We start from the raw sequence: 26,228 nt of genomic DNA, 5'->3' as shown, positions 1-26,228 counted from the left end.
GCTAGTAGCCTCCGTTCATCCGCTCGTAAACCTGGCCCACCGTGCCGTGCATGATGGTGCCCACGACGCCCTGCGCCTTGAGGGCCGCCGCGACGCCCTGCATCTGCTCGCGCGTGGCGCACGGCACCACGACCGTCCACGGGTCGCCCGCCATGGCCACGGGTGCCGGTGCGGGCGGCGCTGGCGGCACCGGGGCGGGCATGGGCGCGGGCTGCGGCTCGGGCATCTGCTCAAGCGGCTGCGGGAACTCTGCGGGCTGGCATTCCGCGGGCTCGGGCACCGCTTCGGGTTCGGGTTCGGGCTCTTCCACGGGTTCCGGCTCCATGGCCGCCTTCAGCTCGGCGATGCGCCGGCGCTCCTCCTCGGCCTTGTGCGCCGCCGTTATGGCCGCGCCCAGGTCCAGGGTGGCGAACAGCTCGCGCTCGGCCTCGTCGTAGAACGGCTCGCCCTGGAACTGCGCCTTGAGGGTTTCCCAGTCCTGGGCCAGGCGCTCCACCTTGGCCTCCAGGGCCTTGAATGCCTTCACCTCGCCGAAGGTCTTGTTGGTCCACTGCTTCTCGTGGAAACGCTCATAGGGCACGACGGGGGCCAGCAGCCCGGCGAACTCCTCGTAGTGCTCCCGCAGCTTGGCGTACGCGCGCAGCTGGCGCTCCTCCTCGGCCTCGTCCAGCTGCGCCTTGATGCCGTCGGCTGCCTGCTTCGCGATGCCCGCCACGGCCTTGCACCTGTCCTCGAACGCGGCTAGGGGCTTCGTGTACTCGCGGCTCACGGCCTTGCGGCGCTCGTCTATCTCCTTGGCGATGCCGTTGAGGTAGGCGCGGTCGCGCTTGGCGGCCTTCACGTTCTCGTCCTTGCCCATGTCGTAGGTCGCGCCCTCGTAGTCGGCCACCAGCCTGCGCACGTGCGCCTCCAGGGCGTCGAAGTTGGCCTCGATCACGGCGGGGGAGTACGCCACGGTCAGCTCTGACGCCTCCTCGGGCTCGATGATCTCGGCCTCAACTGCTTCGCTCATTTACTCCTCGCTTCCCAGGCGCGCCATGCACGCCTCGTAGGTTTCCGTCTCGGCCGCATTCGGCTCGTAGCCGTCGGCCTTCATGGCCTCGTAGATGATGGTCACGTTCTCGACCGTCGCTCGGTTGAAGTACACGGAGCTGCCGCCTTCCATGAGGCTCCAGGCCGTCCAGCCGCTCATGTTCCACGCTGACCGCCAGCCCATGGCCACGGCCAGCTCGGTGGGCGTGCGGTCGATGGGTCGGCCCAGCAGCTCCTCGAACGATTTCACGGCCTCGGCCTCCATGACGAACGCGGTCAGCGCCAGAGCCGTGCGGCGCATCGACTTGAGGTCGCCCGCGTGGGCGGCAAGCCACTCGCGGCGGGCCTTCGCGCCGTCCTCGTAGGCGGCCTGGAAGTCGGCCTTGCGCTGGGCTGCGGCCTGTGCGGCCTCGTCGGCCCCCTCGGCCACCGGCGCCAGCAGGGTCACGCCGAACGACGTCTCCTCGGCCAGAAGCCCCGCGCCCGCGTTGTCGGCCACGTAGGCGTCCAGCGCCGCCAGGTCGGGGCGGTAGTCGGAAAACGTGCGGCATGCGGCGAAGCCCTCGGGGCATTCGTCGACGAACTCGACGCCCGCGTCGGCAAGCACCGCCACCACCTCGGCGCGGTTGCGCCTCTGCTCGGCCTCGGCCTTCAGGCCCGCGTACACGCGCTGCCATTCGGACTGCTTGCAGTCGCGCAGCTCGGCCACGGCCTCGTCGTCGCCCTCGAACTCGGCGATGGCGGCCAGGCGGTCGAGCGTCATGTCGTAGGCGGCGTCCTGCACCCTGCGGGCGGCGCGGCGCGCCTTGGCCACGGTGCCCGCGTCGGTGCGGGCGGCCACGGCCACCTCCTCGTCGGGAATGTCGAGCGCCAGCATGGTCTGCACGCCGCGCGACTTCTCCTCGGCGGTCAGCCCCAGCTTGGCGTCGGTCTCCACCATGGCCTTGGCGGCCTCCACGCGCGCCAGCTCGGCGTCGTCCAGGTCGTCGTAGACCTCGGCGAGGAAACGCTCGGTGCCGATGGCCCTCATGGCGCGCACGCGGCACTCGCCGTCGATGATCCAGTAGATGCCGCCCTCCTTGTACAGGATGGGCTTCATGACGGGCTGGCCGGGGTTGAGGCGGTTGGCCTTGAACTGCGCGGCCAGGCCCGCGATGTGCTCGGCGCTCTCCCTGGTGGTGAAGTCGCGCGGGTTCATCGGCTCGCCGTCGGCGCGCTCGTAGGGGTACACGTCGCAGATCGCGACCTCCTCTAGCGATTGCATGCGCGGGCCTCCTCGTCTACGACCACGCGGCACTCCATGCCCACCAGGCGGGCGCGGCACGCCACGCGGGCCACCTCGCCCATGAGCGCGATGCGCTTGGTGGGCACGGGGCCGTTCTTGATTTGCGCGGCCATGCAGGCGGCCCCCATGTTGAACGCCTGGCGCATGGCGGCGTCGAAGCCGCCGTCGCCCGGCTCGGGCACGGGGACGGCGCGCTCGATGCGCTTCAGGATGCTGTCCACCGTCTTGTCCGCGACGGTCTTGCTGATGATTTCCGTGAGCATTTGGGTCTCCTAACTGGGAAAACTAAAAGTGATAAAAACTTTTCAGGATTTCGGAACTTTTTTCTCTATGCGCTCCTTGCGCTTCTGCGCCGCCTTGACCCTGCGGTACAGGTAGCGGCACAGCCACCGCTCCATGGCCTCGTCGTGCGCCTCTGCTGCCTTGTCGGCGGCGTAGCGGCTCATGCCCGAGGTGTCCGGGGCCTGCGGCATGGGGTCGGCGCGGCTCTCTCGGCCGCACTCGGTGCGCTCGTAGGTGCGGCGCTCCTCTGCGGTCAGCCTCGGCAGCAGCTCGGCTATGCGGGCCTCTATGGCCTCAAGCTGCTGCTGGCGTCTGCACGGTTCGCAGATGCCGTCCTTGCCGAGGGTCGCCCTGCGGCACCCGCACGACGGGCACAGCTCCAAGCGGTGGCGGTAGCAGCGCAGGGACACGTGGCCGCCGCTGGCGTTGATCACGCGCCGCGCGTTATCCAACTGGTTCTTGGACAGCCGCAGCTCGCGGCGAATCTCGCGGGCGGGCACCTTTCCCGCCAGCTCGGCTATGCGGTCGAGGTCGGCCTTGCGCCACGCCCTGTGTGGCCTGCCCTTGTCTCGGCGGGTCACTCGTCGCTCACCTCCACGACCACGCGGGGGCGCGCCCTGTCGGTGAGCACCCTGTCGGGGCACTGCTCCACGTACTTGCGGGAGTCGTCCTTGATTACGCCCGCCGCCACCAGGCCGTCGAGCACGAACTTGCGCGCGAAGCCCACGTTGTCGGCGTCGCGGCGCATGTCGGGCTCGTAGAACGTGGTGCGCACGGTCACCCGGCGCTCGAAGCGCGGCGCGCGCTGCTGCATGGCCGCCGCCCTCACGCGCGCCGTCTCGCGCTTCTTCATGGCCGCCGCCTTGTAGCGGTTGGCGCGCTCGGCGCTGATGTAGTCGTTCAGGCTCGGCATTCGGCCCTCGACCGTGACGGTGCACCTCATTGCGCGCCCCTGTCGTAGATGCCCTGCGCCTCGGTTAGCGTGGAGGCGGCGAAAACGGCTGGGCCCACGATGGCCTCCCACGTGCCCACCAGGTCCACGGAGTCCACCGGCGTGCGGCGGAAGCTCACGGCGGCCAGCATGGAGGGGCGCTGCAGCACCATGTAGCGGGACAGCACGCTCCACAGGTTGTGGTCGCGCTTGAACTCGCTGGCCTCGCTCACGGTCATGCCGTTCTGGCACGCCAGGGTGTACACGTTGTCGCGCTGGATGACGTGGCCCTCCAGCATCAGGCGGTAGCAGATGCGGCGCAGCTTCGCCCATGTATCGGGGTTCGAGGCAACCCAGCCGCACGCCTTGGCCACGAGGGCCTGGGCCTTGGCGTCTACCTCGGCCATACTGTTGCCTCCAGCGCCCATGTGGCGGCGATGCACGCGCAGACGAACAGGGCGGCGAAAACGGCCTGCAGCCTCTCGCGGCGCTGCTCGGGTGTTACACTGGTCTCGGTTCGGAAGTGAACCGTTGCGGTGCGCGTCTTTCGCTTGCCGGCTGCGACGCGCACCCTCTTTCCCTTGATCTTTTCCATTCCTGGAACTTCCTCTCGTTCTCTGGGTCCTTGTAGAACTCGCGCATCATGGCGGCGCACTCGTCGCACATGGCGCGCTGTATCGGGGTCATTCGCCCGCGACGCCCGGCAGAAGCAGCGGGGCGTCCTCGTAGGCGACCTCACCGGTGTCCCTATCCACGAACATCACCTCCTGGTCGTCGTACACGTGGATGTTGAGCATCTGCCCCGTGAACTCCACCAGCTTGGGGATGAAGTCACGGAACTTCGGGTCCAGCTCAAACTGCAGCACGCACTTGCCGCTCTTCACGTTGAGGGCGGTGAACCCCCCCCGTACGGTCACCTCGTTCAGCATGGCCTACTCCTTCTCGTCGTACGCGGTGTCGCGCGCGATGGTCTTGAAGTCGGTGCTCCAGCCCTTGCCGTTCACGCTGAACTGCACGGAGTCGTAGACGTTGAACTGCATGCCGCCGAGCTCGAACCAGGTCGTGCTCGCCTCCAGAAGCTCGATGCCGCTCGTCTGGAAGCCCCACATGGCCGCGATGCGGCGCTTGAGGCTGACGTGCGTCTCCTCCATGCAGCCGTTCTCGGCCAGCCCGAAGTTGACGGCCACGCGCTTGCGGTCGTCGATGAGGTGGTCGAGCGTTTTGCCGATGATCTCGGCGACGAACTCGGGCTGGTGGCTCTTGGTGGTCATGGTTTCTCTCCTATCTATAGGTTTAACTATCGTTGCTGCCGAAAAAAATATCAGCCACACGCACGCCGAAAAGTTTTGCCAGTTTTTTGGCGTCCTCGATAGTCACGCTATCGGGGTTGCTTTCCATCTTTGCGTACGTGGGCCGCGAGATGCCGAGAAGGCCAGCCACGGCCTCCTGTGAGTACCGTGCCTTCTTGCGCGCATCAACCAATTCCATCGAATCACCTCCTTGCTTGGTATGCCTAAGACTATAACCAAACATATAGTGACTGTAAAGAAGATTTGTCATATTCTGTAAAAAGATTTTAACGGTCGCAGCGGAAGGAGGACACGTGAGCATAGCCGAGAACATCCGAAGGATTAGGACGCAGCACGACATGACGCAGGAGGAGTTCGGCAAAGTTGCCGCCGTCTCCGCTATGGCCGTATCTCAGTGGGAAAACGGGCGAGCAGTGCCTCGCATGGGCGCAGTTCAGCGTATTGCGGATTATTTCAATATCAGTAAAGGCGAGGTTATTGACGAGGGAACAGATGGCGTTGTTTTGCCCGCCGGTGCCATGCCCGTGGTGGCCAGCAGCGCCACCGTGCCGCTGCTCACGCTCGGGCGCGTGCACGCCGGCGCGCTCGCCGACGAGGAGGAGATAGCGCACCGCGTTGAGGTGCCCGCCTCCGTGTGCGCCGGGCACCCGCGCGCGTTCGCCCTGGAGGTCGAGGGCGACTGCATGAACCGCGTCATACCCGAGGGCAGCCACGTGCTGGTCGACCCCGACCGCCAGCCCGCCAACGGCTCCATCGCCGTGGTGGAGACCGAGGACTACCGCGCGGTCATGCGCCGCTGGTACAAGGGCAGCACCAAGCTGATGCTGTCGGCGGATAGCTTCGAGGACTACGAGGACATGATTTTCGGCATGGACGACGGCCCCGTGCGCGTGGTGGGCACGGTGGTGTGGTTCCAGGCCGCCGACGAGATGGAGTAGCCGTGGGCGGGCGCGCGGCGATATACGCCCGCTTCTCGAGCCACAACCAGCGCGGCGAGTCCATAGAGATACAGGTGGAGAAGTCCCGCGCCTACTGCGCCGAGAACGACCTGCGCGTGGTGGCCACGTACTGCGACTTCGCGCAGACGGGCACCAACACCGACCGCGCCGAGTTCCAGCGCATGATGGCCGACGCCAAGCGAGGGCTGTTCGATTTCGTGGTCATATATAAAGTTACCCGAATCATGCGCAACCGCGACGAGATGGCCATGGCGCGCATCATGCTACGCCGCTGCCGCGTCGAGATACTGTACGCGGGCGAGGATATTTCGGACGGCTCGGCGGGCGTGCTGCAGCTGGGCATGCTGGAGGTGCTGGCGGAGTACGAGAGCGCGCTCGACGGCGAGCGCATACGCGACGGCATACAGAAGAACGCCGAGCGGTGCATGGCCAACGGCTGCGTGCGCTACGGCTGGGACATAGTGGACGGGCGCTACGTGGTCAACGAGGAGGAGGCCGCCGCCATCCGCCTGGGCGTGCGCATGGTCTTGTCGGGCAAGTCGGTGGCCGACGTGGTGCGCGCCTGGGAGCCGTACCGCACCAAGCGCGGCGGCAAGTGGCGCTTCCAGACGGTGCGCCGCATACTGATGCGGCGGGAGAACGGCGGGGAGTACCGCTACGCGGGCGTGGTCGTGCCCGGCGGCATGCCCGCCATCGTTCCCATGGATGACGAGGAGAGGGTGATACGGATGCTTGAGGACTCGCACAGGCCCCGCGCCAAGACCGAAGCGTGGGACTTCCCGCTCACGGGCAAGCTCTACGACGGGCGAGACGGCGGGCTGATGACCGGCACCAGCGGAACGGGCAAGTCGGGCAGGCCCTATCACTACTACCGCTGCCGCAGCTGCGGGCGCACCGTGCGCCGCGATGTCGTGGAGAAGCGCGTGGCCGACGCCGTGCGCGAGGCCCTGGGCAGCGCCGACAGCCGCGAGCGCATCGCTCGCATGCTGGCCGACGCCGAGGAGGAGCGCGCCGACGAGAAGCCCTTGAGCGAGACCATAAAGGGCGAGCTGGCCAAGATCGAGACGGCGTTCTCCAACATATGGACGGCCATCGAGTCGGGCATCGCGCCGCCGGGCGGCAAGGAGCGCATAGACGCGCTGAAGCAGCGGCAGGCGCTCCTCAAGGACGAGCTGCGCACGGCCGAGGCCCTTGAGGCCGCCCGCCTTGACTACGACCGCGCGCTGTTCTGGCTTGAGGGCATGGCCGCCGCCGAGGTGGACGACGCGCAGCTCCTGCGCACGTTCGTGGCGCGCGTGGTGCTGGGCGGCCCCGACGATGACGACGGCCTGCGCGTGGCGTTCACGTTTGACGATTCTGCTGGCTTGGGCGATAATCCGTCGCTGCCTGGCGCTATAGGTCCAGGTGGCGAGGTGTTCGACCGAATGAACGCCAGCTCCACCATAAGTAACAGGCAGGTAGATATTCGTATCTACCTGTCTTTTTATTTCTAGTCCGTACCGCGGAGAATCGAACTCTGTGCAGGGCGCGGGCGTTAAGCAAACGCGAAGCGTTTGTAGCCCGCGGGCGAGGGCGGCGGCAGCCGGCCGAAGCCGGTGCGTATTTGCGAAGCAAATACGCGGATTCTTCGCGCAAAGCCTCAGCCCAATATAGATGCGATGTTTAACGAATTTCAGCTGGCCTCGCCCAGCATCAACGGATCCCCCGTACCGCGGAGAATCGAACTCTATGCAGGGCGCGGGCGTAAAGAAAACGCCTCAGTGACGCAGAGTGGGACGCGTTTTCCCAATGACTGCCCAGGCGGAAACCGCATCCCGGAATCTAAGCTCGGAATGGGATACATTTTCCGGATGACGCCTCAAGTGGAAGCTGCGACCCGGAATCGAGCCGTAGAGTGGGACATGCTTTCCCCATGGCAACCCAGGCGGAAAGCGCATCCCGGAATCGCCCCTCAGAACGGGACGTGCTTTCCGCCAGCCGCCCCCTCAACTCCAAAACCCATGCGCCCTCCATCCCAAAACTGGGTAGAAGAAAGTCAAAACGCAATCGCAGGAGGTCAATATGACTGCAGAAGATAAGGCAAAGAACGCCGGCAAGGTCGCGCTCGTCTTGGAGGGTGGCAGTTTTCGTGGGCAGTTTACCGCCGGCGTGCTCGACGTTCTCATGGAGGCCGGTGTCGAAATTCCGGCGGTATATGGCGTATCGGCCGGTGCGCTCAACGGCGTCAACTACAAGTCACACCAGATCGGTCGCGTCAATCGCATCAACCTGACCTTCTGCAATGACAACCGCTACATGGGTGCCGCATCCTTCGCATCCACGGGCTCCATCGTGGGTTACGACTTTATCTTCAACGATATCCAGGACCGCCTGGATCCCTTTGACAACGAGGCGTTCAACGCGAGCCCCATCGAGATGTACGCCGTCGCGACGGACATGCTGTTTGGAACCGCTGCCTACCTGCCGGTCAAAAGCGCCGTGCTCGACCTCGATGCTGTGCGCGCCTCCACCTCGCTGCCGCTGGTGACGCCGCCGGTCGAGATTGACGGGCACAAATACGTCGACGGCGGCGTGGCCGATTCGGTTCCTATCGAGCATGTGCTCGAGGAGGCGGGCTTCGACCGTGCGGTCGTCATTGTCACGCAGGACCGCTCGTACGAGAAAAAGCCCTACGAGTTTTTGCCGGCCGCGCGTGCGCGTTATGCCGACTACCCCTATCTGCTCGAGGCTATCGAGACGCGCCACGACCGTTACAACATCCAGCGTATGCACCTGTGGAAGTATGAGCGCGAGGGCCGCGCGTTGGTCGTCGCTCCGCAAAAGCCGGTCGAGGTCGGCCATGTCGAGCACGATTCGGCAAAGCTTTTGGACCTGTATATCCAGGGTCGTCAGGAGGCAAAGCGCCTGCTCGCGGAAATCCAAGAGTTCGTTGAGCGCTAGCGACGGCGAACCCTCAAAAAAATGACAACAGCTAAAGAGCTGGAAAATCACGGCTCGTGGATGACATGTGCAGAAACTCTGGTCGGAGCCAAAATACCTGTTGACTCGTACGGCGAGCGGGGTAATATGAACGGGTTACTTGCAGAGCCCCGTGAATCTCTGTAACAACACGTACTGTACATGGAGGAGTCTAAGTGATTTCGAAATCGACTCACTACGCCAAGCAGGGCGAGGTCCAGCGCAACTGGGTTCTCGTCGACGCCGATGGTGCTGTCCTGGGCCGTCTTGCCACCCAGATCGCAATGATCCTGCGCGGTAAGAACAAGCCCCAGTTCACGCCCAACAGCGACTGCGGCGACTTCGTTGTCGTCATCAACGCCGATAAGGTCCAGCTTACCGGTAACAAGGCCGACACGAAGACCTATTATCGCCACAGCGGCTACAACGGCGGCCTCAAGGCTGAGAGCTTCCGCCAGGCTATGGAGAAGCACCCGGAGAAGGTCATCGAGCGCGCCGTTCGCGGTATGCTGCCCAAGACCACCCTCGGCCGTGCCCAGATGACCAAGCTTAAGGTCTACGCTGGTGCCGAGCATCCGCATGCTGCCCAGAACCCCACGAAGATTGAGCTGGAGGCTTAAAGATGGCTGAGAACACCGTTGTCTACCAGGGTACCGGCCGTCGTAAGAACGCCGTCGCCCGCGTCCGTCTCGTCCCCGGCACCGGCAAGGTGACCATCAACAAGCGTGACGCCGAGCAGTATTTCGGCCGTCATCAGCTCGTTGAGAACGCCCTTGCTCCCTTCAAGGTGACCGACACCGCCGGTCAGTTCGACGTTATCGCTCTGTGCGATGGCGGCGGCATCTCCGGTCAGTCCGGCGCTCTGCGTCTGGGCATCGCTCGCGCTCTTCTGAACGCTGGCGACTACCGTGCTGACCTCAAGAAGGCCGGTTTCCTTACGCGCGATGCTCGCGTGGTCGAGCGCAAGAAGTACGGCCTCAAGAAGGCCCGCCGCGCTCCCCAGTTCTCCAAGCGCTAAGGTTTTATCTCCTTTCGAGATACAATGTACAAGCGGGGCCTGCCGATTCCTCGGCGGGTCCCGCTTTTCTTTTTCGACTAGGGTGGGCGGTTGTATATCGCCTGCTAGGGAAGGAGCGATCCTATGCCCCAGAACATCTTCGGTACCGACGGCGTCCGTGGCGTCGCCAATGCCGACCTCTCGTGCGACCTCGCGTTTCGCCTGGGCCGCGCGGCGACCAAGTTCCTTGGCCCGGACATCTGCATCGGCCGCGACACGCGTCTTTCGGGTACCATGCTCGAGAGTGCTCTGACCGCTGGCATTATGGCAGAGGGCGGCCGTCCGCATTGCTGCGGCGTTATCCCTACGCCGGCCGTGGCGCTGCTCACCGTCCAAAACGAGCTCGACGGCGGCATCGTCATCTCTGCTTCGCATAATCCGCCGGAGTTCAACGGCATCAAGTTCTTTAGCCGCAAGGGTATGAAGCTTCCCGATGCTGTCGAGGAAGAGATCAGCGCCTGGGTCATGTCCGAGGAAGCCATGGCTGCCGATACGCTGCCGACTGGCGCCGGTGTGGGCCACATTATCAAGATGAAGGACGCTCGCAAGGCATACGTCGACCACGCCATCGATACACTTGATGGCCTGAGGCTCGATGGCCTAGTCGTTGCCGTCGACTGCGGTCATGGCGCTTCTTGCCAGACCACGCCTGCCGCGCTGCAGCGCCTGGGCGCCACGGTCCATGCCATCAACACCGATTACTGCGGCACTGACATTAACGTTGAGTGCGGCTCCACTCACCTTGAGCCCCTGCGCGAGCTCGTGCTGCGCACCCATGCTGACATCGGCCTGGCCCACGACGGCGACGCCGATCGCGTGCTGTTCGTGGACAGCGAGGGCAACGAGATCGATGGCGACTACATCCTGGCCATCTGCGGTTCTGACCTTGCCGCCCGCGGCAAGCTCGCCAACTCCGAGATCGTCTCGACCGTCATGTGCAACCTTGGCTTCTCCATCGCTATGAAGGAGCAGGGCTTCGAGATGGTTCAGACCGCCGTGGGGGACCGCTACGTTCTGGAGCGCATGCTCGCGGATGGCGCCGTCATCGGCGGCGAACAGTCCGGCCACATCATCTTCCTGGAGCACAACACCACCGGTGACGGCCTGGTGACGGCTCTGCAGCTGCTGGCCGTGCTCAAGCGCACCGGTCGTACCCTCACTGATCTTGCCGGCATCATGAAGAAGTACCCGCAGGTACTCGTCAACGTGCATTCCGACAACAAGGCTGGTCTGGACGATTGCCAGCCCATCTGGGATGCCGTCGCTGCTGCCGAGAAGGAACTTGACGGCCGCGGTCGCATTCTGGTGCGTCCGAGCGGTACCGAGCCGCTGGTCCGCGTTATGGCCGAGGCCGAGACGCACGAGCTGACCCAGCGCGTTGTCGACGACATCGTCGAGGTTGTCAAGCGCGAACTTCCCTAATGGTCAAAAACGAGTGCCAAGTGGTAAACTGTTAAGGCTATTTTGGTCGATTGGTATGTCCGAGGGGGAGCATGTTCACTAAAGTCCTAAGGTCTTTTGGTATGCGTGGTCGAGTCCTTACGCTGGATGCTCCCATCTCGGGCGACGTCATTCCGTTGTCCGAGGTAAACGACCAGACATTTGCCACCGGCCTTTTGGGCCAGGGCGTGGCGATTCAGCCTACCGGCACGCGTGTGATTGCACCGGCTGATGCCAAGGTCGAGGCCATTTTTCCTACGGGACACGCTGTTGCGCTTAACACGGTCGATGGCTTGGACGTGCTCATCCACGTTGGTTTAGACACTGTTCAGCTTGAGGGCAAGCACTTTACCGTACATGCGCAAGTGGGTGACATCGTCCATAAGGGCGATGTGCTCATTGAGTTCGATCGCGAGGCAATTGCTGCCGAGGGCTACGATGTGACGGTTCCCATCTTGGTGTGCAACTCCGTTGAGTTCTCGAGTATCAAGGGCTCCGTTGGCGTGCATGTCGAAGAGATGGACCAGCTCATCGTTGCTCGCGAGCGCTAGCAAGTGCACGTGGCCATTAGCCTACAATTCAAACACGTTTACGGAGGGCGCCCTTGAAAGAGGACGCCCTCCGTGGCAAGATGGGATTTGTCCGAAGCTAAAAGGCTTCGGGTCACCGTGGACGGGCAGGGGCCTCGACGCGGCTAGACACGAGACACATACATTACGCGACCTCGCCCTGGTGGCCGCACACGTTGGTTGCGGCCGACGCGGGCCGCGGGCAAGTGCTTGTAAGGGGAGCCTTGCCTCTCTTGTACGAGAAAGGACGCGTAATGAAGATCATTAAAGCTAAAGACTACGAGGATATGAGCCGCAAGGCCGCCAATATCATCTCGGCGCAGGTTATCCTCAAGCCCGACTGTGTGCTGGGCCTTGCCACCGGCTCCACCCCGATCGGTGCCTACAAGCAGCTCGCTGCTTGGTACGAGAAGGGCGACGTCGACTTTGCCGAGGTCAGCACCTACAACCTGGACGAGTATCGCGGCCTTTCGCACGACGATCCCCAGAGCTATCACTACTTTATGCGTGAGAACTTCTTCGATCACATCAACATCGACCTGAACAACACGCATGTGCCCGACGGTTCCAACCCCGACGCCGCCGCTGCCTGCTCTGAGTACGACAAGATCGTCGCCGCCGCCGGTTACCCGGATCTGCAGCTGCTCGGCATTGGCAACAACGGCCACATCGGTTTCAACGAGCCCGATGACCACTTCTCCAAGGGCACGCACTGCGTCGACCTCACCGAGAGCACCATTCAGGCCAACAGCCGCCTGTTCGACAGCATCGACGATGTTCCCCGTCAGGCCTACACCATGGGTACCCAGACCATCATGTATGCCCGCATGATCCTAGTCGTCGCCAACGGCGAGGCCAAGGCTCAGGCCGTGCATGACATGTGCTATGGTCCGGTTACGCCCGCGTGCCCGGCTTCGATCCTGCAGCTGCACACCAACTGCGTTGTCGTTGCCGACGAGGCCGCCCTTTCGCTCTGCGAGTAGCGCGAATCCTGCATCTCGACATAGCCTTGCCTAAGGCCTCCGCTTTGCGGGGGCCTTTTTGTTATCCCTCTCCGCCCGCTTGACCAAAATCTTGCCGCAAGCTTGACGAATGCCGGATGCCCAACAGCTTGATTCATTCCATACCAGATTCTATGCAAAAATGCCACTAAAAGGTCGTAGACGGTAGCGGGTGCTAGGCGAGTTGAATGACATAGCTGAACCTTGTTCATTTGCGTTACACTGCCGCTTAGATGGGACAAGCTGACAAGCTCATTTACCTGCTTAAAGACCGATTAGTCGGGGGATTAATAACAATCGGCCCTCGCTGTACAAAAACTTGCCGCTTGCGTACCAAAAGACAACCTAGAACACAAGGTCGCTCTATTCATAGCGCGGCTTGTATGGTCTTGCGGTTACAGTGTCCATACGGTCGAGTTGAGGAGCGGGCATGGTAAACGATTTGGGCAGTATGGACGACCTCGAGCTGATGCCGCTGGGCGGTGGCTATATGGTGCGACGCGAACGCTTGATGAATGAGCTTCTCGCCAAGGGCCGAAAGGCCGGCATCGTGGTTCTTTATGCGCCCGACGGGTTTGGGAAGACCTCGGTGCTGCTGCAGTACACCCATGAGGTTAAATGCGACCCGACGCGAGGCCCCGTGCGGATTATCGAGGCCGATCGCGCCACTGGGCGCGAGGTGTTTATGCAGCTCGAGGTGGTTACCGAAGAACTCAAAGACAAACCGCACTCCCTTATCGCGATTGATAATGTGCCAAACCTCGATCAGCACGATACCGAAGACCTCATCGACAGGATTCGCGGCCTGCGCGCTATGGGGGTGGGGGTCTTTATCTCCTGCCGTCCTTCAAATCGTCAACTGATTCATGGGCTGGGCGATTCGGTTAAGATCAATGCGCAGATGCTCAAGGTGCATGCCTATGAGTATTCGGCGTGGGCATCGGCGTTTTCGATCAGCACATCGCTCGACTTTTATCAGCTCACGCAGGGCGTGCCCGAGCTCGTTTCGGCATTGCAGACGGGTCTGTATGGCCAAGGCGACGTAGCCGGTCTGCTCGAAAACGAGATTGTCAACGTATATGGCGCGGCACTTGTCGACCTGGCTTCGCTCGACAATAATGCACTGTTTTGCGTGGCATGTCTCATGATTTTGATGGGCGAGGGCAATATCGCAGAACTCGAGGCTTGCGGGGTGAGGCTATCGATGGTCGACCAGTCCTACTTCGTACGCGACTACCCGATCTTTGGCTTGGACCCTGCCGAGCGGAGTTTTACGTGTCTGGGCACGGAGGATAACGGACGCTTGCGCTTGCGTAAGTTGGTGGCCGAGGTTCGCCCCGAACTTGTTCCGAGGGCGGCCCGGATTTTGCTTAAGGCGGGCCGATGCGATGCGGCGATGGGCCTGGCGGACGCCTTTTTGGACCGTGATGCGGTCCTTGAACTTGCTGGGCAGTATGGGGTCGATCTGGCTCTGACGGGGCACGGGGCCGATATCTGCCGAGCAGCGCTGGGCACGATCGATGCCGAGGATCCGGCTCCAGAGCCAACGCCTGCCGAGGCGCTTGGCGTATATCTGGCAGCGGTCAGCGTGTCCAATACAAAGCTCGCTCGCTATATGGCATCGGTCATCGAGCGCGGGGGCGAACGGGCGGCCTGCGAAATAGACCCTGTTTCATGGAGGGTGGCCCAGACACTGACGGCTGTTTGCTATGGGGACAACGGGCTTGGGCTTCCTACGAACCTGACCGTGCCAGAAATCGAGACATCCCATACCGCGCTCGATATGTTGTCCGCGCATATCGAGGTCAAGCGCTGCCTGACCGAGCGGGGAGATGACGGCGGCGTTCTACAGCAGCTCAAAACGAGCAAGGCCTACGACTGCGAGCTCGACATCGCGGGGATTGTTATACGGGCCGACAGCATGCTGGTGGAGCTTTTTGACGGGTCGTTTGCGGGAACCGACGAGCGCGACGACGAGATGACGGTGGTGCGGGAGGCGCTCGACGTACGTGGGCTCAAGGCGATGGCTATCTGGGTGCGCATGGTGTTGGCGGCACGGCGGCTCCTTTCCGGCTTGCCGGTAACCGACGACGCGGCATTCAACGAGCTCGATCGTTTTGCCGTGCGCATGCGCGACAACCAGATTCAGCTGTTTGGCCTGTTGCTAGAAGGCTGGCAGTCGCTGGCAGAGGGACGGCCGGTTAATGCAAAGTTCCGTGCGGTCCAAGTGCTCAAACTTGCCGAGGAGTCGATTGCGTACATGCGCGATAACGCATTGCTGTTGGAGCGCGCGGCGTATCTGCGTAACACTTCGATGGTTTCGGTGCGCGAGGAAGCGGAGCTACTCGATATAAGCCAGACGCAGGTTGGTGGAGCGGAGGCCTGGATGGTGGCGCTGCATTTGGCCTGTGCGGGCCGAGACAGCGATCTTGCGGCCTGGATGTCCATGAATCGCGCGGGGATTCTAGAGCCATCGTATCGGCTCTTTGCGCGCCTTGCCATGCATTGTCTGGGCGAGCCGGCGACCAGGATTCGCAAGAAGCTTCCCGTGCGCGAGTTATCGCGGTATTCGCTGCGCGACGATCTGGAAGGGGAGGGCGAGCGCCTGTTCCAGGCCGGCGAGGTTGAAGCCGTTGATACCATCGACCATATCGAGATTCGCATGTTTGGTGCGTTTCGCGCCGAGCGCGATGGGTTTCCCATCACGGACAAAATGTGGCGGCGCAAGAAGGCGGCGACACTTGCCGAGCGGCTTGCGCTGGGCATGGATGCGCTCGTCGATCGTGAGACGCTGGCCATGGAGTTGTGGCCCCATGCCGAGTTCAATAGCGCCCGCAACAACCTGTACTCGACGATATCGCGCTTGCGGTCGGCTTTGGGACCGACGCCGGATGGCAAGTCGTGTGTGCTCATCCAAAATGAATGCATCGGACTCAACGGCGACTACGTCAAGACCGATGTACGACTGTTTGACCAGATAAGCCGCGAGGTTTTGGGAAATCGCACGGGTGCGCGCGGGCCCCATTTAGTTGAGCTGTGCCTTAAGATTGAGCAGCTTTATGCCGGGCCGCTGTATGTTCCCAATGGCTGTAACCCCACCTACTTTTTGCGTATGCGACGCATTATGCAGTCAAAGTTCATCGATTGCATGATTAAGGGAGCAAATGCCGCTCTAGAAGAAAACGATTTGCAGTCGGCGATTTGGCTGGCGGAGTCGGGGCTTCGACAGGAAACGGCGCGTGAGGATATGGTGCGCTGCGCCATGCGCGTCTACAGTGCGGCGGGGCGGCGGCGCGATATCGTCGAGCTATACAGCGGGCATATGCACCATCTAAGGGAACAGGTCAATGGCGTACCCGAGCCCGAGACGCGGCATCTATACGAGCGCTTGGTGGAGGGGCGGCTCAATCGCGTGCTGGTCGAGCGATAAAAAAACGGGCGCCCGAAGTACTTGGGCACCCGTAAGCTTGCTATGTGTTGGCTCGCCGGATCATTGGCTCTTAGACGAGCTTGATCTTCTCGATGTCCTTGCGCGAGGACTCGCGATACAGCGAGAACTTGCGGCCGATGACCTGGACGACCTCGGCGTGGCAACGCTCAGCGAGCTCTTCGGCGGCCTCGCGGGCGGAAAGACTGGAGCCATCGAGCACGGAGCACTTAACGAGCTCGTGCTTCTCCAGGTAGGCGACCGTCTGCTCGACGGTGCCCTCGTTGACATCGGACTTGCCGATGATGATGGCGGGGTTGAGGTGATGGGCCATGCTGCGAAGCTGCTTGACCTGGGCTCCTGTCAGTGCCATGGGTTCTCGCTTTCTATGTATGGGGCGCCCCGCGACGGGGCCTTAATCTACGTGAGCTGTCCCACGATAGCGCAGGAACGGCGCGGTGTGGAGCGCGTTTGCCCAGTTCAAAAAGAATGCGGATGCCGAGTGAGTGGGCGGCGTGGGCTGCGAACAGGCTATGAGCTGGGCGCAGAGACTGGATCCCATGCAATAAATGCCCAACGGACCTTGCGGACGTGGTCGAGCATGTAGCGTCCCTGCGGCACACCCTTGGAGCCCGGCTCACCGGCATGGGGATTCTCGATCATGTGTTGGGCGATGTAGTCGCGCAGACGGTCGACCTTATCCTCGTTGCCATGCTCAAGCATGCGGGAAAAGTCCGCCACGCCCGCTTCAAGACTGTCGAAGGTATCGCGACGCGGCGATTCAAAGTACGTGACCTGCGGCAGGGCACCCATCTGAATGAGGATGTTGAAGGCGTACACAAAGCCATTACTGCAGGTAACCGAGGCGCCGATAGCGTTCATCAAGTGCAGATCATAGCGCGGGCTGGAGTTAGCGACCATCGTGACAGCACAACGGCGACGAGCCGTACGGTCGAGCTTGGCAAGCGCACCTTTTAGGTCATTTGTGGTGACGGAACGACTGGCAAAGGCAACATCCACAGTCTTGGCAACCGGCCCAACCAAATCCCAATCATCGTCCCAAGCAAGCTCAAGCGGCGTAATGCGATCTTCGAGCCCATAGTACTCAATGCCAGCATCAAGCGTGCCCAACATGGCAGGGGAAAAGTCAGCAGCAATCACAGGATGCCCAGCCTGAGCAAGCGGAATAGCAATCGACCCAGCCCCGCACCCCATATCGAGTACCGACTCGCTGGGCTCAAGCGCCAGCAGCTTTATAAAATCCCGAGCATAAGGGGCAGTCTCCAACGGCCGAAAATGCCGAGCCCTTTTATCCCACTCAAAAGAATCGTCAGCCCGCCGCCGATCAGCTTGCAGACGCATCCACTCCAGATTCCAATCTGTGGAAAGCAGCTCAGAACGATTCTCCCCATCAGCCACGGGCCAACCTCCTAGCAACAAAAAAGCGACTCCTCCCAAAAGAAGAGCCGCAACCAGCATATATCAGAAAGAACCGATCCAACGCCAAACCGCCATACCAGCAAAGTAGGGCAGAAGCGAAGCGACTGCCAAAGGGATAGAACCCAACCGAGGGCCCGTTGTGCGGGAGCCCCGGGGAGGGCAAATATATAAGGTCGATCGCGAGTTCCGCACGAGCCGGAGAGCACTTAATGTGCTCTCCGTGCGAGCCAGGACTGTCCGAGCAGGCGACCTTATATATTTGCCCTCCCCGGGGCTCCTCGCCAGTCCCCCTCAGCTAGTTCTTCAGCGAGTTCAGCGGCGCCGGGAAACGTCCACCGCGATGGGCAAGCACGGTGCCGGCGTTGGGGTTCACCGGCATGATGGGTGCACGGCCGAACAGGCCGCCGTACTCGACGCAGTCGCCCACGCCCTTGCCGATGGCGGGAATCACGCGGACGGCCGTGGTCTTGTTGTTGATGACGCCGATGGCCATCTCGTCGGCGATGATGCCGGCGATGGTCTCGACCGGGGTGTCGCCGGGGATGGCGATCATGTCCAGGCCGACGGAGCACACGCAGGTCATGGCCTCGAGCTTCTCGAGCGAAAGCGCACCGGCTTCGACGGCGGCGATCATGCCGGCGTCCTCGGACACGGGGATGAAAGCGCCGGAGAGACCGCCCACGCTGGAGCTGGCCATGACGCCGCCCTTCTTGACGGCATCGTTGAGCATGGCGAGCGCGCAGGTCGTGCCCGGGCCACCGCAGGTGCCCACGCCGATGATCTCGAGGATGCGCGCGACGGAGTCGCCGATGGCAGGCGTGGGAGCCAGCGACAGGTCGACGATGCCCTTCTCGACACCCAGGCGATGGGCGGCCTCGCGGCTCATGAGCTCGCCGGCACGGGTGATCTTAAAGGCGGTCTGCTTAATCTTTTCGGCGACTTCCATCATCGATGCGGAATCGGGCAGCGTCTCCAGGGCTGCGGCCATAACGCCGGGGCCCGAGACGCCTACGTTGATGACGGCGTCGGCCTCGCCACCGCCGTGGACGGCGCCCGCCATAAACGGGGAGTCCTCGACCATGTTAGCAAAGCAGACAAACTTGGAAGCGCCGACGGAATCCTGGTCGGCCGTGAGTTTAGCGGCATCGATGATGGTCTGGGCGGCCATAAGCACGGCGTCCATGTTGATGCCAGCGCGCAGGCTAGCAACATTGACGCTGGAGCAGACGCGGCTGGTGGTAGCGAGCGCCTGGGGGATGGACTGGATAACGCGGCGATCGGCGTCGCCGATGCCCTTCTGGACGAGTGCGGAGAAGCCGCCCAGGTAGTCGATGCCGAGCGTCTCGGCCGCGCGGTCGAGGGCGTGCGCGATAGGGGTGAGGTCCTCATCCTTGCAGCATGCGGCGATCTGCGCCACCGGGGTGACGGAAACGCGCTTGTTGACAATGGGGATACCGTACTCGCGCTCGAGGTTCTCGGCGGTCTCGACCAGGTGCTCAGCCGTGTGCGTCACGTGGTCGTAGATCTTCGTGCACATGCGGCTGAGGTTCTCGTCACCGCAACCCATGAGCGAAACACCCATAGTGATGGTCCTGATGTCGAGGTTCTGTTCCTCAACCATGCCGCGGGTTTCCGCGATTTCTGCGGGCGTGATCGCCATCCTTGCGCTCCTATCTGCCAAAACGAGCATAGTCCCCTCTATTCTAACGTGCCGCACACGTCTCGTGACGCGTGCGGCACGTTTTGGTGCGGGGTTGTTTCCGTTGTGTTACCGGCCAAAGACCTCTTCGGCGATACGAGCGCTTTCGGCGGCGTCCTTGGCGTAGTAGTCCGCACCGATCTGCTTGGCGTATTCGGGGGTGAGCACGGCGCCGCCCACGATGATCTTGACGCCCGGAACCTCGGCATGAAGCAGCTTGATGGTCTCTTCCATGGCGACGACCGTGGTAGTCATAAGCGCCGAGAGGCCGACGAGCTTGATGTCGCGCTCCCGCACGGTCTTGAGCACCTCTTGCGGGTCGACGTCGCGGCCTAGGTCAAAGACGGTATAGCCGTAGTTATCGAGCAGCATCTTGACGATGTTCTTACCGATGTCGTGGATGTCGCCCTTGACGGTGGCCACGCAGATTTTGCCCTTGTCGGCAATCTCGCCGGCGGGCATCAGGCGCTTGATGGTGTCAAAACCCACGCGCGCGGCCTCGGCCGAGGCCATAAGCTGCGGCAAGAAGAACTTGCCCTGGTCAAAGAGGACGCCGACCTCGTCGAGGGCGGGGATAAAGTGGTTGTTGATGAGGTCCATGGCGTCGTGATCTGCCAGCAGACGCTCGGTCTCGGCCGCGATCTCGCCTTTGCGGCCCGAGACGACCATGCGACGAATCGGGTCGTCGTTGCCGTCGGTGCCGGCGGTGCCAGCGGCGGGCGCGGCGTCGGTCGATACCGCCTGGGCCGCCGCCGGGTTCGCGGCGATCTTGTACGGATCGGTCCAGCCGGCGTAGCGCTCGATGTATCCGGTCGAGCCCTCATCCTCAACGCTCAACACGCGATAGCTGTAGACGGTGTCCATAAAGCGCTTGGAGCCCGGGTTCATGATGGGGGCGTCCAGGCCCGCGCCAAAGGCGGCGGCCAAAAAGACCGAACCCAGCAGCGGGCGAGCGGGCAGGCCAAAGCTGATGTTCGACACGCCGAGCGCGCATTTGACGCCCAGGCGCTCCTTGCACAGGGACATGGCGCGCAGGATCTGTTCGGCCTGGCGTTGATTGGTCGAGGCGGTCATGACCAGGCAGTCGATGAGGATGCGGTCCGGGCCGATGCCGTAGCGGGCGGCCTCGGCCACGATGCGCTCGGCGATGGCGAAGCGAGCCTCGGCGGTATCGGGGATGCCGCCCTCGTCGAGCGTGAGGCCGACGACATTGGTGCCGTAGTGGGCGACCAGCGGAAAGATCTCATCCATGATCTGCTGCTTGCCATTGACCGAGTTGATGATGGGCTTGCCGGCGTAGCGGCGCACGGCGGCCTCGACGGCTGCGGGGTCGGTGGAGTCGATCTGCAGCGGCAGCAGCGTGGAGCCCTGGAGCTGCTCGGTCGCCTGTTGGATGATCTTGACCTCGTCGATCTCGGGCAGGCCCACGTTGACGTCCAGGATGTCGGCGCCCTGCTCTTGCTGGCTGATGCCCTGGCTTACGACGTAGTCCAGGTCGCCGTCGCGCAGGGCCTGCTGCAGGCGCTTTTTGCCGGTGGGATTGATGCGCTCGCCGATGACGGCGATCTTGTGGCCGTCACAGGGAAGGTCCACGACCGTCTGAGCGCTCGTGACCGACATGCTGGGCTTGCGGTGGCGCGGGCTGGGCGTGTGATTGTCGATGAGGGTGCGAAGTGCCGCCATGTGCGTCGGCGTGGTTCCGCAGCAGCCGCCCACGACGCTTACGCCGTCGGCGATCATGCCGGCGACGGCCTGGGCGTACTCGGGGGCCTGGATGTCAAAGACGGTGTTACCGTCGTCGTCCACGCGGGGGAGTCCTGCATTGGCCTGCACCATAACGGGCTTGTCGGTAACGGTGAGCATACGTGCGGCAAGTCCTCGGAGCTCGGCCGGTCCCTGGCTGCAGTTGATGCCCAGGACGTCGGCGCCGATCGCGTCGAGCGTGATGGCAGCGACCTCGGGACTCGTGCCCAGGAAGGTGCGGCCGTCTTCCTCAAAGGTCATGGTGGCAAAAACGGGCAGGTCGGAGTTCTCGCGGCAGGCGAGGACGGCAGCCTTGATCTCGGCTAGGTCGGTCATGGTTTCGATAATAAAGAGGTCCACGCCCGCGGCGACGCCGGCGCGCACCTCCTCGGCAAAGAGGTCGTAGGCCTCGTCAAAGCTCAGGGTGCCCAGGGGACGAAGCAGCGCGCCGATGGGGCCGATGTCACCGGCGACATAGCCCGCGCCGGCCGCGCGGGCGCGGGCGACGGCGGCGGCAAAGACATCGGCCACGGTGGCGGCGCCGTCGAGTTTGTGGGCGTTCGCGCCAAAGGTGTTGGCGGTGATCACGTCGCATCCGGCCTCGACGTATTGGCGCTGGATGTCGGTGATGACTCGGGGCTCCTCAAAGTTGAGCAGCTCGGGCAGGGCGCCGGCCTTCATGCCGGCTGCCTGCAGCATGGTGCCCATACCGCCGTCGAACAGAAGATGCCCTGTGCCCTCGATGGCGGCGCGCAGGCGATCGTCCTTAATGCGCAGGTCATCGATCGTGCGCGTCTTGTACACAGCGCCGTTGCAGCGCGCAGTATTGACAGGTGCCGCCAGCGCAGTACCGTCAGAATCATGAGTGATAAGCGGAGTAGACATCGATGGCTCCTAATGGCTGGAATAGCAGGTGGTGTGGGCGGCGTGGAAGCGGCAGTGCTCACGCATGCGGCAGATATTGCAGGTGGGGCGGCTCTGGGCGTCGTGGACCTCGCCGTCAAACAGACCGATCACCGCGGTCACGCTCTTGGTGGGCATGAGCAGGCTGGTGGGGGTAACGGTAAGCCCGATGAGCCGTGTGGCGTTGAGCGCATCCACGATCGAGCGCTGGGCCGAGAGCGGGCAGTCGCCGTAGCCGGGGCTAAAGCGCCAGTTGCCGGCGAGTCCGTGTGCGGCGGCCGCAGTCTTGACCTGTCGGTCCATTTGCTCAACAGCTGCCTCCACATAGGCAGAGCACGCGGCGTCGAGCACGGCTCCCTCGAGGGGCTGCTGGGCTCCTGTGATGCGCAGGCGACGCTCGGCGCCCATGCCGAGGGTGCATGCCATGAGCGCGGCAAAGCGGGCGTCTTTGAGATGTCGATAGATATCGCGACCCCGCAGCTCAACGTTCGTGCCAACCAAGCGGATGCAGGGCTCGCCCTGCTCGTCGACGCCCGTGGCATCGACGGCAAACACGCGTCGCACGCCACGGGGCTCAATGTCCAGTTCTAGGCGCTCGACCACAAGCTCAATTCGTCGAGACAGCTCGGGCTCAATCTGTTGGCCGCCGTAACCCAGATACCGCAGCATCTCGGCACGGTCGACACGGGGATGGTGCGCAGCATCGACACGGTAAAGCGCCGGCGACGCAAGGTCGGCCGGCACTTCGACAGCAGTTGTATCGATGTGCGGTTTTTCCATTACCCCAGGCGCTCCATAATGGTCGCGGCGATCGCAGGACGGTTCATAGTGTACAGGTGCAGACCGGCGGCACCGTGCTCCTTGAGGTCGCAAAGCTGACGGGCGGCATAATCTACACCGGCTGCCTGCAGGCTCTCGGGGTCGTTCTCGTACTTGGCGAGAATCTTGATGACGGGGGAGGGCAGCGACGCGCCGCACATAAAGACCATGCGGCTGATTTGCGACTTGCCCATAAACGGCATGATGCCCGCGGTAATGGGCACGGTGATACCTGCCTTGTTGGCAAGCTCGCGGAAACGGTAGAAGCACTCGTTGTCAAAGAAGAGCTGCGTCACAAAGAAGCTCGCGCCGGCGTCCTGTTTTTGCTTGAGGTATTCGACCGAAGCGTTGAGGTCCTCACAGGCAATGTGGCCCTCGGGGTAGGCCGCGGCGCCCACACAAAAGCCGGCGTCAACAAGCTCGGGGATGAGCTCGCGGGCGTAGGCGTAGTCCGAGGCGGGCTTGTCATCCTCGGTCGCGCCAGCGGGCAGATCACCGCGCAGGGCCAGGATGTTTTCTACGCCGGCGGAGCGGTATTCGTCGATCTTGGCGGCGATATCGGCGTGCGAGCGGCCCACGCAGGTGAGGTGCGCCACCGAGGGCGTATTGAATTCGCTCGTAATCATTTGCGCGATGGGGGCGGTGGTGGCGCCGTTGCCCGAGCCGCCGGCAGAGCAGGTGACCGAGACAAAGCTCGGCGAAAGCTTGCACAGATTGCCTGCCACCTCGCGAGCCGTGTTGAGGGTAAGCTCGCCCTTGGGCGGGAACATCTCAAACGAAACGGGTGCGGTGCCCTGGGATGCTGCCTGCTTAAAAACCTCGTCGACGCGCATATCGTGCTCCTTTAGATACGTAATAGTGTGATGTGTTGTAAGGATTCTACAGCACCACTGTGTCACGGTGGAGTTTCACTCGCTATTCGGGGATACCAATCAAAGATGCCTTGCTATCGACATTCCCTATAGCAGAGCGGTCAATCTAGGATGGGGCTATAAAGACTGGTATCTGATGCGAAATACCAGTTAATAGAGCCCCATCCCAAATTGACTACCCTTAAACCATGGGGAGAGGTCTACAATTTATACAGTTGATTGGCTGTTGAGGGCGGCAACGCCGCCGCGATGCGGTAACCTCATTGATTGGTTTCGTGACAGCAACATAACGGTAATGTTGCGGAAACACGACGAGCCTAATCTATGACTCGTTCGTTAGTAATCAACACCGCTTCTCACGCGGTGCCGATACGAAGGGAGTTCCGTATGGCCGAACTTACTGACCGCTTCGGGACCATGGTGTTCTCTGAGGAAGTCATGAAGGACTACCTCCCCAAGGACATTTGGAAGCGCCTTGCTGCAACCCTCGAGGACGGTGAGCCGCTCGACCTGGATGTGGCCAACGCCGTTGCCCATGCCATGAAGGTCTGGGCCATCTCCAAGGGCGCGACACACTACGCGCACTGGTTCCAGCCGCTTTCGGGCATTACTTCCGAGAAGCACGACAGCTTCCTCGAGCCCAACCACGACGGCACCGCCATTACCAAGTTTACGGGCAAGAACCTCATCCAGGGCGAGCCCGATGCTTCCAGCTTCCCCAACGGCGGCCTGCGCGCCACCTTCGAGGCCCGTGGCTACACCGCTTGGGATCCCACCAGCCCCGCATTCATTAAGGACGATGTCCTGTGCATCCCCACAGCTTTCTGCTCCTACACGGGCGAGGCCCTGGACAAGAAGACCCCGCTGCTGCGCTCCATGACCGCGCTCTCGCGTGAGTCCAAGCGCGTTTTGGCGCTGTTTGGCAAGACCCCCAAGAAGGTCGTTCCTTCCGTGGGCGATGAGCAGGAGTACTTCCTGATCAAGAAGGACGCTTACCGCAAGCGCAGGGACCTGGTCATCACCGGGCGCACCCTCTTTGGTGCTGCTCCCTGCAAGGGCCAGGAGCTCGAGGAGCACTACTTTGGCGCTATCCGCCCCACCGTCTCGTCCTATATGAAGGACCTGGACGATGAGCTGTGGGCGCTTGGCATTCCTGCCAAGACCAAGCACAACGAGGTCGCTCCCTGCCAGCATGAGCTCGCCCCTGTCTACGGCGAGGTCAACGAGGCCATCGACCAGAATCTGGTCATGATGGAGAAGATGAAGCTCATCGCCTCCCGCCACGACTTGGTCTGCCTGCTGCACGAGAAGCCCTTCGAGGGCATCAACGGTTCGGGCAAGCACAACAACTGGTCGCTTGGCACCGAGTCCGAGAACCTGCTCGACCCGGGCGACACCCCGCTCGACAACCTGCAGTTCATCGTCTTCCTCACCGCGGTGATCGAGGCCGTCGATAACTATCAGGAACTCCTGCGTGCCTCCGTTGCCTCGGCCGGCAACGATCATCGTCTGGGCGCCAACGAGGCTCCTCCGGCGATTATGTCCATCTTCCTGGGCGACCAGCTCACCGAGGTCGTCGAGAAGATCATCGATGGCAAGGCTTCCGTCCATGCCACGCGCGGCGTGCTTGACCTGGGCGCCGATACCCTGCCCAAGCTGATGCAGGACAACACCGACCGCAACCGCACCTCCCCGTTTGCCTTCACCGGCAACAAGTTCGAGTTCCGTGCCTGCGGCTCCGAGCAGAACGTCTCCGACTCCAATCTGGTGCTCGATGCCGCCGTGGCCAAGTCGCTCAAGTCTTTCGCCGACGCACTCGAGGGTACGCCCGAGGATAAGTTCCAGGACGCCGCGCTCGAGTACTGCAAGAAGGTGCTGACCGATCACCAGCGCATCCTGTTCTCCGGCGACGGTTACTCCGACGAGTGGCCCATCGAGGCCGAGAAGCGCGGCCTTGCCAACAACAAGACCACGGCCGACGCTCTTCCCGCCTTTGTTTCCGATAAGGCTATCGCGCTCTTTGAGGAGACGGGCGTTCTGACCCGCGCCGAGGCCCAGTGCCGCTATGACTGCAAGCTCGAGAAGTACAACAAGCTCATGAACATCGAGGCCACCACGATGGTTCGCGAGGCGCGTCGTACCTATCGTCCGGTCATTACCGCCTATGCCACCAAGGTCGCTAAGGGCCTTGAGACTATTCGTGCCGCCGGTGCTGAGGCCGCCATGCAGTGCGAGCAGAACACGCTCAACAAGCTCTGCAACGGCATCACCGCCATCAACGACTCCATCAAGGCGCTCGACGCCGTACATCAGAAGGCCGAGGCTCTCGATGGCCAGGAGCAGGCCAACGTGTACGCGCACGAGGTCGTTCCTGCTATGGATACGCTGCGCGCCGCCGTGGATGCCATGGAGGAGATCGTGGCAGCCGACTACTGGCCGGTTCCGACCTACGACGACATCCTGTTCTACGTGTAGGGCGTAACTGACATATCGTCACGGTA

26 protein-coding genes are annotated in these 26,228 nt (G+C 62.5%); 10 read left to right on the top strand and 16 right to left on the bottom strand.

Annotated features, from left to right (window positions below):
* Position 1 precedes the first annotated feature (1 nt).
* The 10 genes from DW892_RS01985 to DW892_RS01945 form a co-directional block, all read right to left on the bottom strand.
* Positions 2-1,012: a DUF1351 domain-containing protein gene (locus tag DW892_RS01985; protein ID WP_117637859.1), complete on the bottom strand. Its 1,011-nt coding sequence runs from the start codon at positions 1,010-1,012 to the stop codon at positions 2-4.
* On the bottom strand, positions 1,013-2,296 hold the full coding sequence (locus DW892_RS01980) for a ParB/Srx family N-terminal domain-containing protein (protein ID WP_117765309.1): 1,284 nt from the start codon (positions 2,294-2,296) through the stop codon (positions 1,013-1,015).
* Entirely contained in the window at positions 2,284-2,580 is a 297-nt protein-coding gene (locus DW892_RS01975) for a hypothetical protein (RefSeq protein WP_117765307.1), read from the bottom strand. The genes DW892_RS01980 and DW892_RS01975 overlap by 13 nt, the downstream gene beginning before the upstream one ends.
* Positions 2,581-2,622: 42 nt before the next feature.
* Positions 2,623-3,180 (bottom strand): hypothetical protein, encoded by a 558-nt coding sequence (locus DW892_RS01970; RefSeq protein ID WP_117765305.1) that lies wholly within the window; start codon positions 3,178-3,180, stop codon positions 2,623-2,625.
* Positions 3,177-3,512 (bottom strand): RusA family crossover junction endodeoxyribonuclease, encoded by a 336-nt coding sequence (locus DW892_RS10370; protein WP_187364964.1) that lies wholly within the window; start codon positions 3,510-3,512, stop codon positions 3,177-3,179. The genes DW892_RS01970 and DW892_RS10370 overlap by 4 nt, the downstream gene beginning before the upstream one ends.
* A 26-nt stretch (positions 3,513-3,538) precedes the next feature.
* Positions 3,539-3,937 carry a hypothetical protein gene (locus tag DW892_RS10365; RefSeq protein ID WP_158551308.1) on the bottom strand — a complete coding sequence of 133 codons (399 nt, stop codon included), beginning with the start codon at positions 3,935-3,937 and terminating at the stop codon, positions 3,539-3,541.
* Entirely contained in the window at positions 3,925-4,125 is a 201-nt protein-coding gene (locus DW892_RS01960; protein WP_117637854.1) for a hypothetical protein, read from the bottom strand. Before DW892_RS01960 ends, DW892_RS10365 begins: the two co-directional genes overlap by 13 nt.
* 88 nt (positions 4,126-4,213) lie before the next feature.
* Complete coding sequence (locus DW892_RS01955) at positions 4,214-4,459, bottom strand: hypothetical protein (protein ID WP_117765301.1); 246 nt, start codon at positions 4,457-4,459, stop codon at positions 4,214-4,216.
* Between the two features lie 3 nt (positions 4,460-4,462).
* Entirely contained in the window at positions 4,463-4,801 is a 339-nt protein-coding gene (locus DW892_RS01950) for a hypothetical protein (RefSeq protein ID WP_117765299.1), read from the bottom strand.
* A 22-nt stretch (positions 4,802-4,823) separates the two neighbouring features.
* Positions 4,824-5,018, bottom strand: coding sequence for a helix-turn-helix transcriptional regulator (locus DW892_RS01945; protein ID WP_114513521.1), 195 nt, complete (start codon positions 5,016-5,018; stop codon positions 4,824-4,826).
* Positions 5,019-5,133: 115 nt separating this feature from the next.
* On the opposite strand from DW892_RS01945, the gene DW892_RS01940 reads away from it, so the two are divergent.
* The 9 genes from DW892_RS01940 to DW892_RS01900 all read left to right on the top strand — a co-directional run bounded on the left by DW892_RS01940 (position 5,134) and on the right by DW892_RS01900 (position 16,254).
* Positions 5,134-5,778 carry a LexA family transcriptional regulator gene (locus DW892_RS01940; protein WP_117765297.1) on the top strand — a complete coding sequence of 215 codons (645 nt, stop codon included), beginning with the start codon at positions 5,134-5,136 and terminating at the stop codon, positions 5,776-5,778.
* A 2-nt stretch (positions 5,779-5,780) separates the two neighbouring features.
* Entirely contained in the window at positions 5,781-7,292 is a 1,512-nt protein-coding gene (locus tag DW892_RS01935; RefSeq protein ID WP_117765295.1) for a recombinase family protein, read from the top strand.
* A gap of 568 nt (positions 7,293-7,860) precedes the next feature.
* Positions 7,861-8,739, top strand: coding sequence for a patatin family protein (locus tag DW892_RS01930; RefSeq protein ID WP_117765293.1), 879 nt, complete (start codon positions 7,861-7,863; stop codon positions 8,737-8,739).
* A 194-nt stretch (positions 8,740-8,933) separates the two neighbouring features.
* The gene (rplM, locus tag DW892_RS01925; RefSeq protein ID WP_022094635.1) at positions 8,934-9,377 is read left to right on the top strand and encodes a 50S ribosomal protein L13; all 444 of its coding nucleotides are present in this window, start codon (positions 8,934-8,936) and stop codon (positions 9,375-9,377) included.
* A gap of 2 nt (positions 9,378-9,379) precedes the next feature.
* Complete coding sequence (gene rpsI, locus DW892_RS01920) at positions 9,380-9,775, top strand: 30S ribosomal protein S9 (protein ID WP_022094634.1); 396 nt, start codon at positions 9,380-9,382, stop codon at positions 9,773-9,775.
* A gap of 123 nt (positions 9,776-9,898) precedes the next feature.
* Positions 9,899-11,236 (top strand): phosphoglucosamine mutase, encoded by a 1,338-nt coding sequence (gene glmM / locus DW892_RS01915; protein ID WP_006234694.1) that lies wholly within the window; start codon positions 9,899-9,901, stop codon positions 11,234-11,236.
* Positions 11,237-11,307: 71 nt separating this feature from the next.
* The gene (locus DW892_RS01910) at positions 11,308-11,805 is read left to right on the top strand and encodes a PTS glucose transporter subunit IIA (protein ID WP_022094632.1); all 498 of its coding nucleotides are present in this window, start codon (positions 11,308-11,310) and stop codon (positions 11,803-11,805) included.
* Positions 11,806-12,077: 272 nt separating this feature from the next.
* Positions 12,078-12,806 carry a glucosamine-6-phosphate deaminase gene (nagB, locus tag DW892_RS01905; RefSeq protein WP_055251013.1) on the top strand — a complete coding sequence of 243 codons (729 nt, stop codon included), beginning with the start codon at positions 12,078-12,080 and terminating at the stop codon, positions 12,804-12,806.
* Between the two features lie 448 nt (positions 12,807-13,254).
* Positions 13,255-16,254, top strand: a complete 3,000-nt coding sequence (locus DW892_RS01900) for a BTAD domain-containing putative transcriptional regulator (RefSeq protein ID WP_117765291.1) — start codon at positions 13,255-13,257, stop codon at positions 16,252-16,254.
* Positions 16,255-16,324: 70 nt separating this feature from the next.
* Here the strand turns inward: DW892_RS01900 and DW892_RS01895 are convergent, their stop codons facing one another.
* From DW892_RS01895 to DW892_RS01870, 6 genes are all read right to left on the bottom strand, one after another.
* Complete coding sequence (locus DW892_RS01895) at positions 16,325-16,624, bottom strand: YhbY family RNA-binding protein (protein WP_006234690.1); 300 nt, start codon at positions 16,622-16,624, stop codon at positions 16,325-16,327.
* A 158-nt stretch (positions 16,625-16,782) separates the two neighbouring features.
* A complete protein-coding gene (locus DW892_RS01890) occupies positions 16,783-17,613 on the bottom strand; it encodes a methyltransferase domain-containing protein (RefSeq protein ID WP_369831973.1) in 831 nt (276 codons plus the stop codon).
* A 373-nt stretch (positions 17,614-17,986) separates the two neighbouring features.
* Positions 17,987-19,351 carry a PFL family protein gene (locus tag DW892_RS01885; protein ID WP_117765287.1) on the bottom strand — a complete coding sequence of 455 codons (1,365 nt, stop codon included), beginning with the start codon at positions 19,349-19,351 and terminating at the stop codon, positions 17,987-17,989.
* Between the two features lie 108 nt (positions 19,352-19,459).
* Complete coding sequence (locus tag DW892_RS01880) at positions 19,460-22,018, bottom strand: homocysteine S-methyltransferase family protein (protein ID WP_199577656.1); 2,559 nt, start codon at positions 22,016-22,018, stop codon at positions 19,460-19,462.
* Positions 22,019-22,027: 9 nt separating this feature from the next.
* A complete protein-coding gene (locus DW892_RS01875) occupies positions 22,028-22,816 on the bottom strand; it encodes a vitamin B12 dependent-methionine synthase activation domain-containing protein (protein WP_117765285.1) in 789 nt (262 codons plus the stop codon).
* A complete protein-coding gene (locus tag DW892_RS01870; RefSeq protein WP_117765283.1) occupies positions 22,816-23,688 on the bottom strand; it encodes a methylenetetrahydrofolate reductase in 873 nt (290 codons plus the stop codon). Before DW892_RS01870 ends, DW892_RS01875 begins: the two co-directional genes overlap by 1 nt.
* A gap of 426 nt (positions 23,689-24,114) precedes the next feature.
* Here DW892_RS01870 and DW892_RS01865 point away from each other — a divergent pair, with 426 nt between their 5' ends.
* A complete protein-coding gene (locus DW892_RS01865) occupies positions 24,115-26,202 on the top strand; it encodes a glutamine synthetase III (protein WP_117563614.1) in 2,088 nt (695 codons plus the stop codon).
* The last annotated feature ends 26 nt before the right edge of the window (positions 26,203-26,228 follow it).

The organism is Collinsella sp. AM40-7AC, assembly GCF_003468125.1.
Lineage (GTDB): Bacteria > Actinomycetota > Coriobacteriia > Coriobacteriales > Coriobacteriaceae > Collinsella > Collinsella aerofaciens_O.
This window is presented reverse-complemented; position numbering and strand designations above follow the sequence as displayed.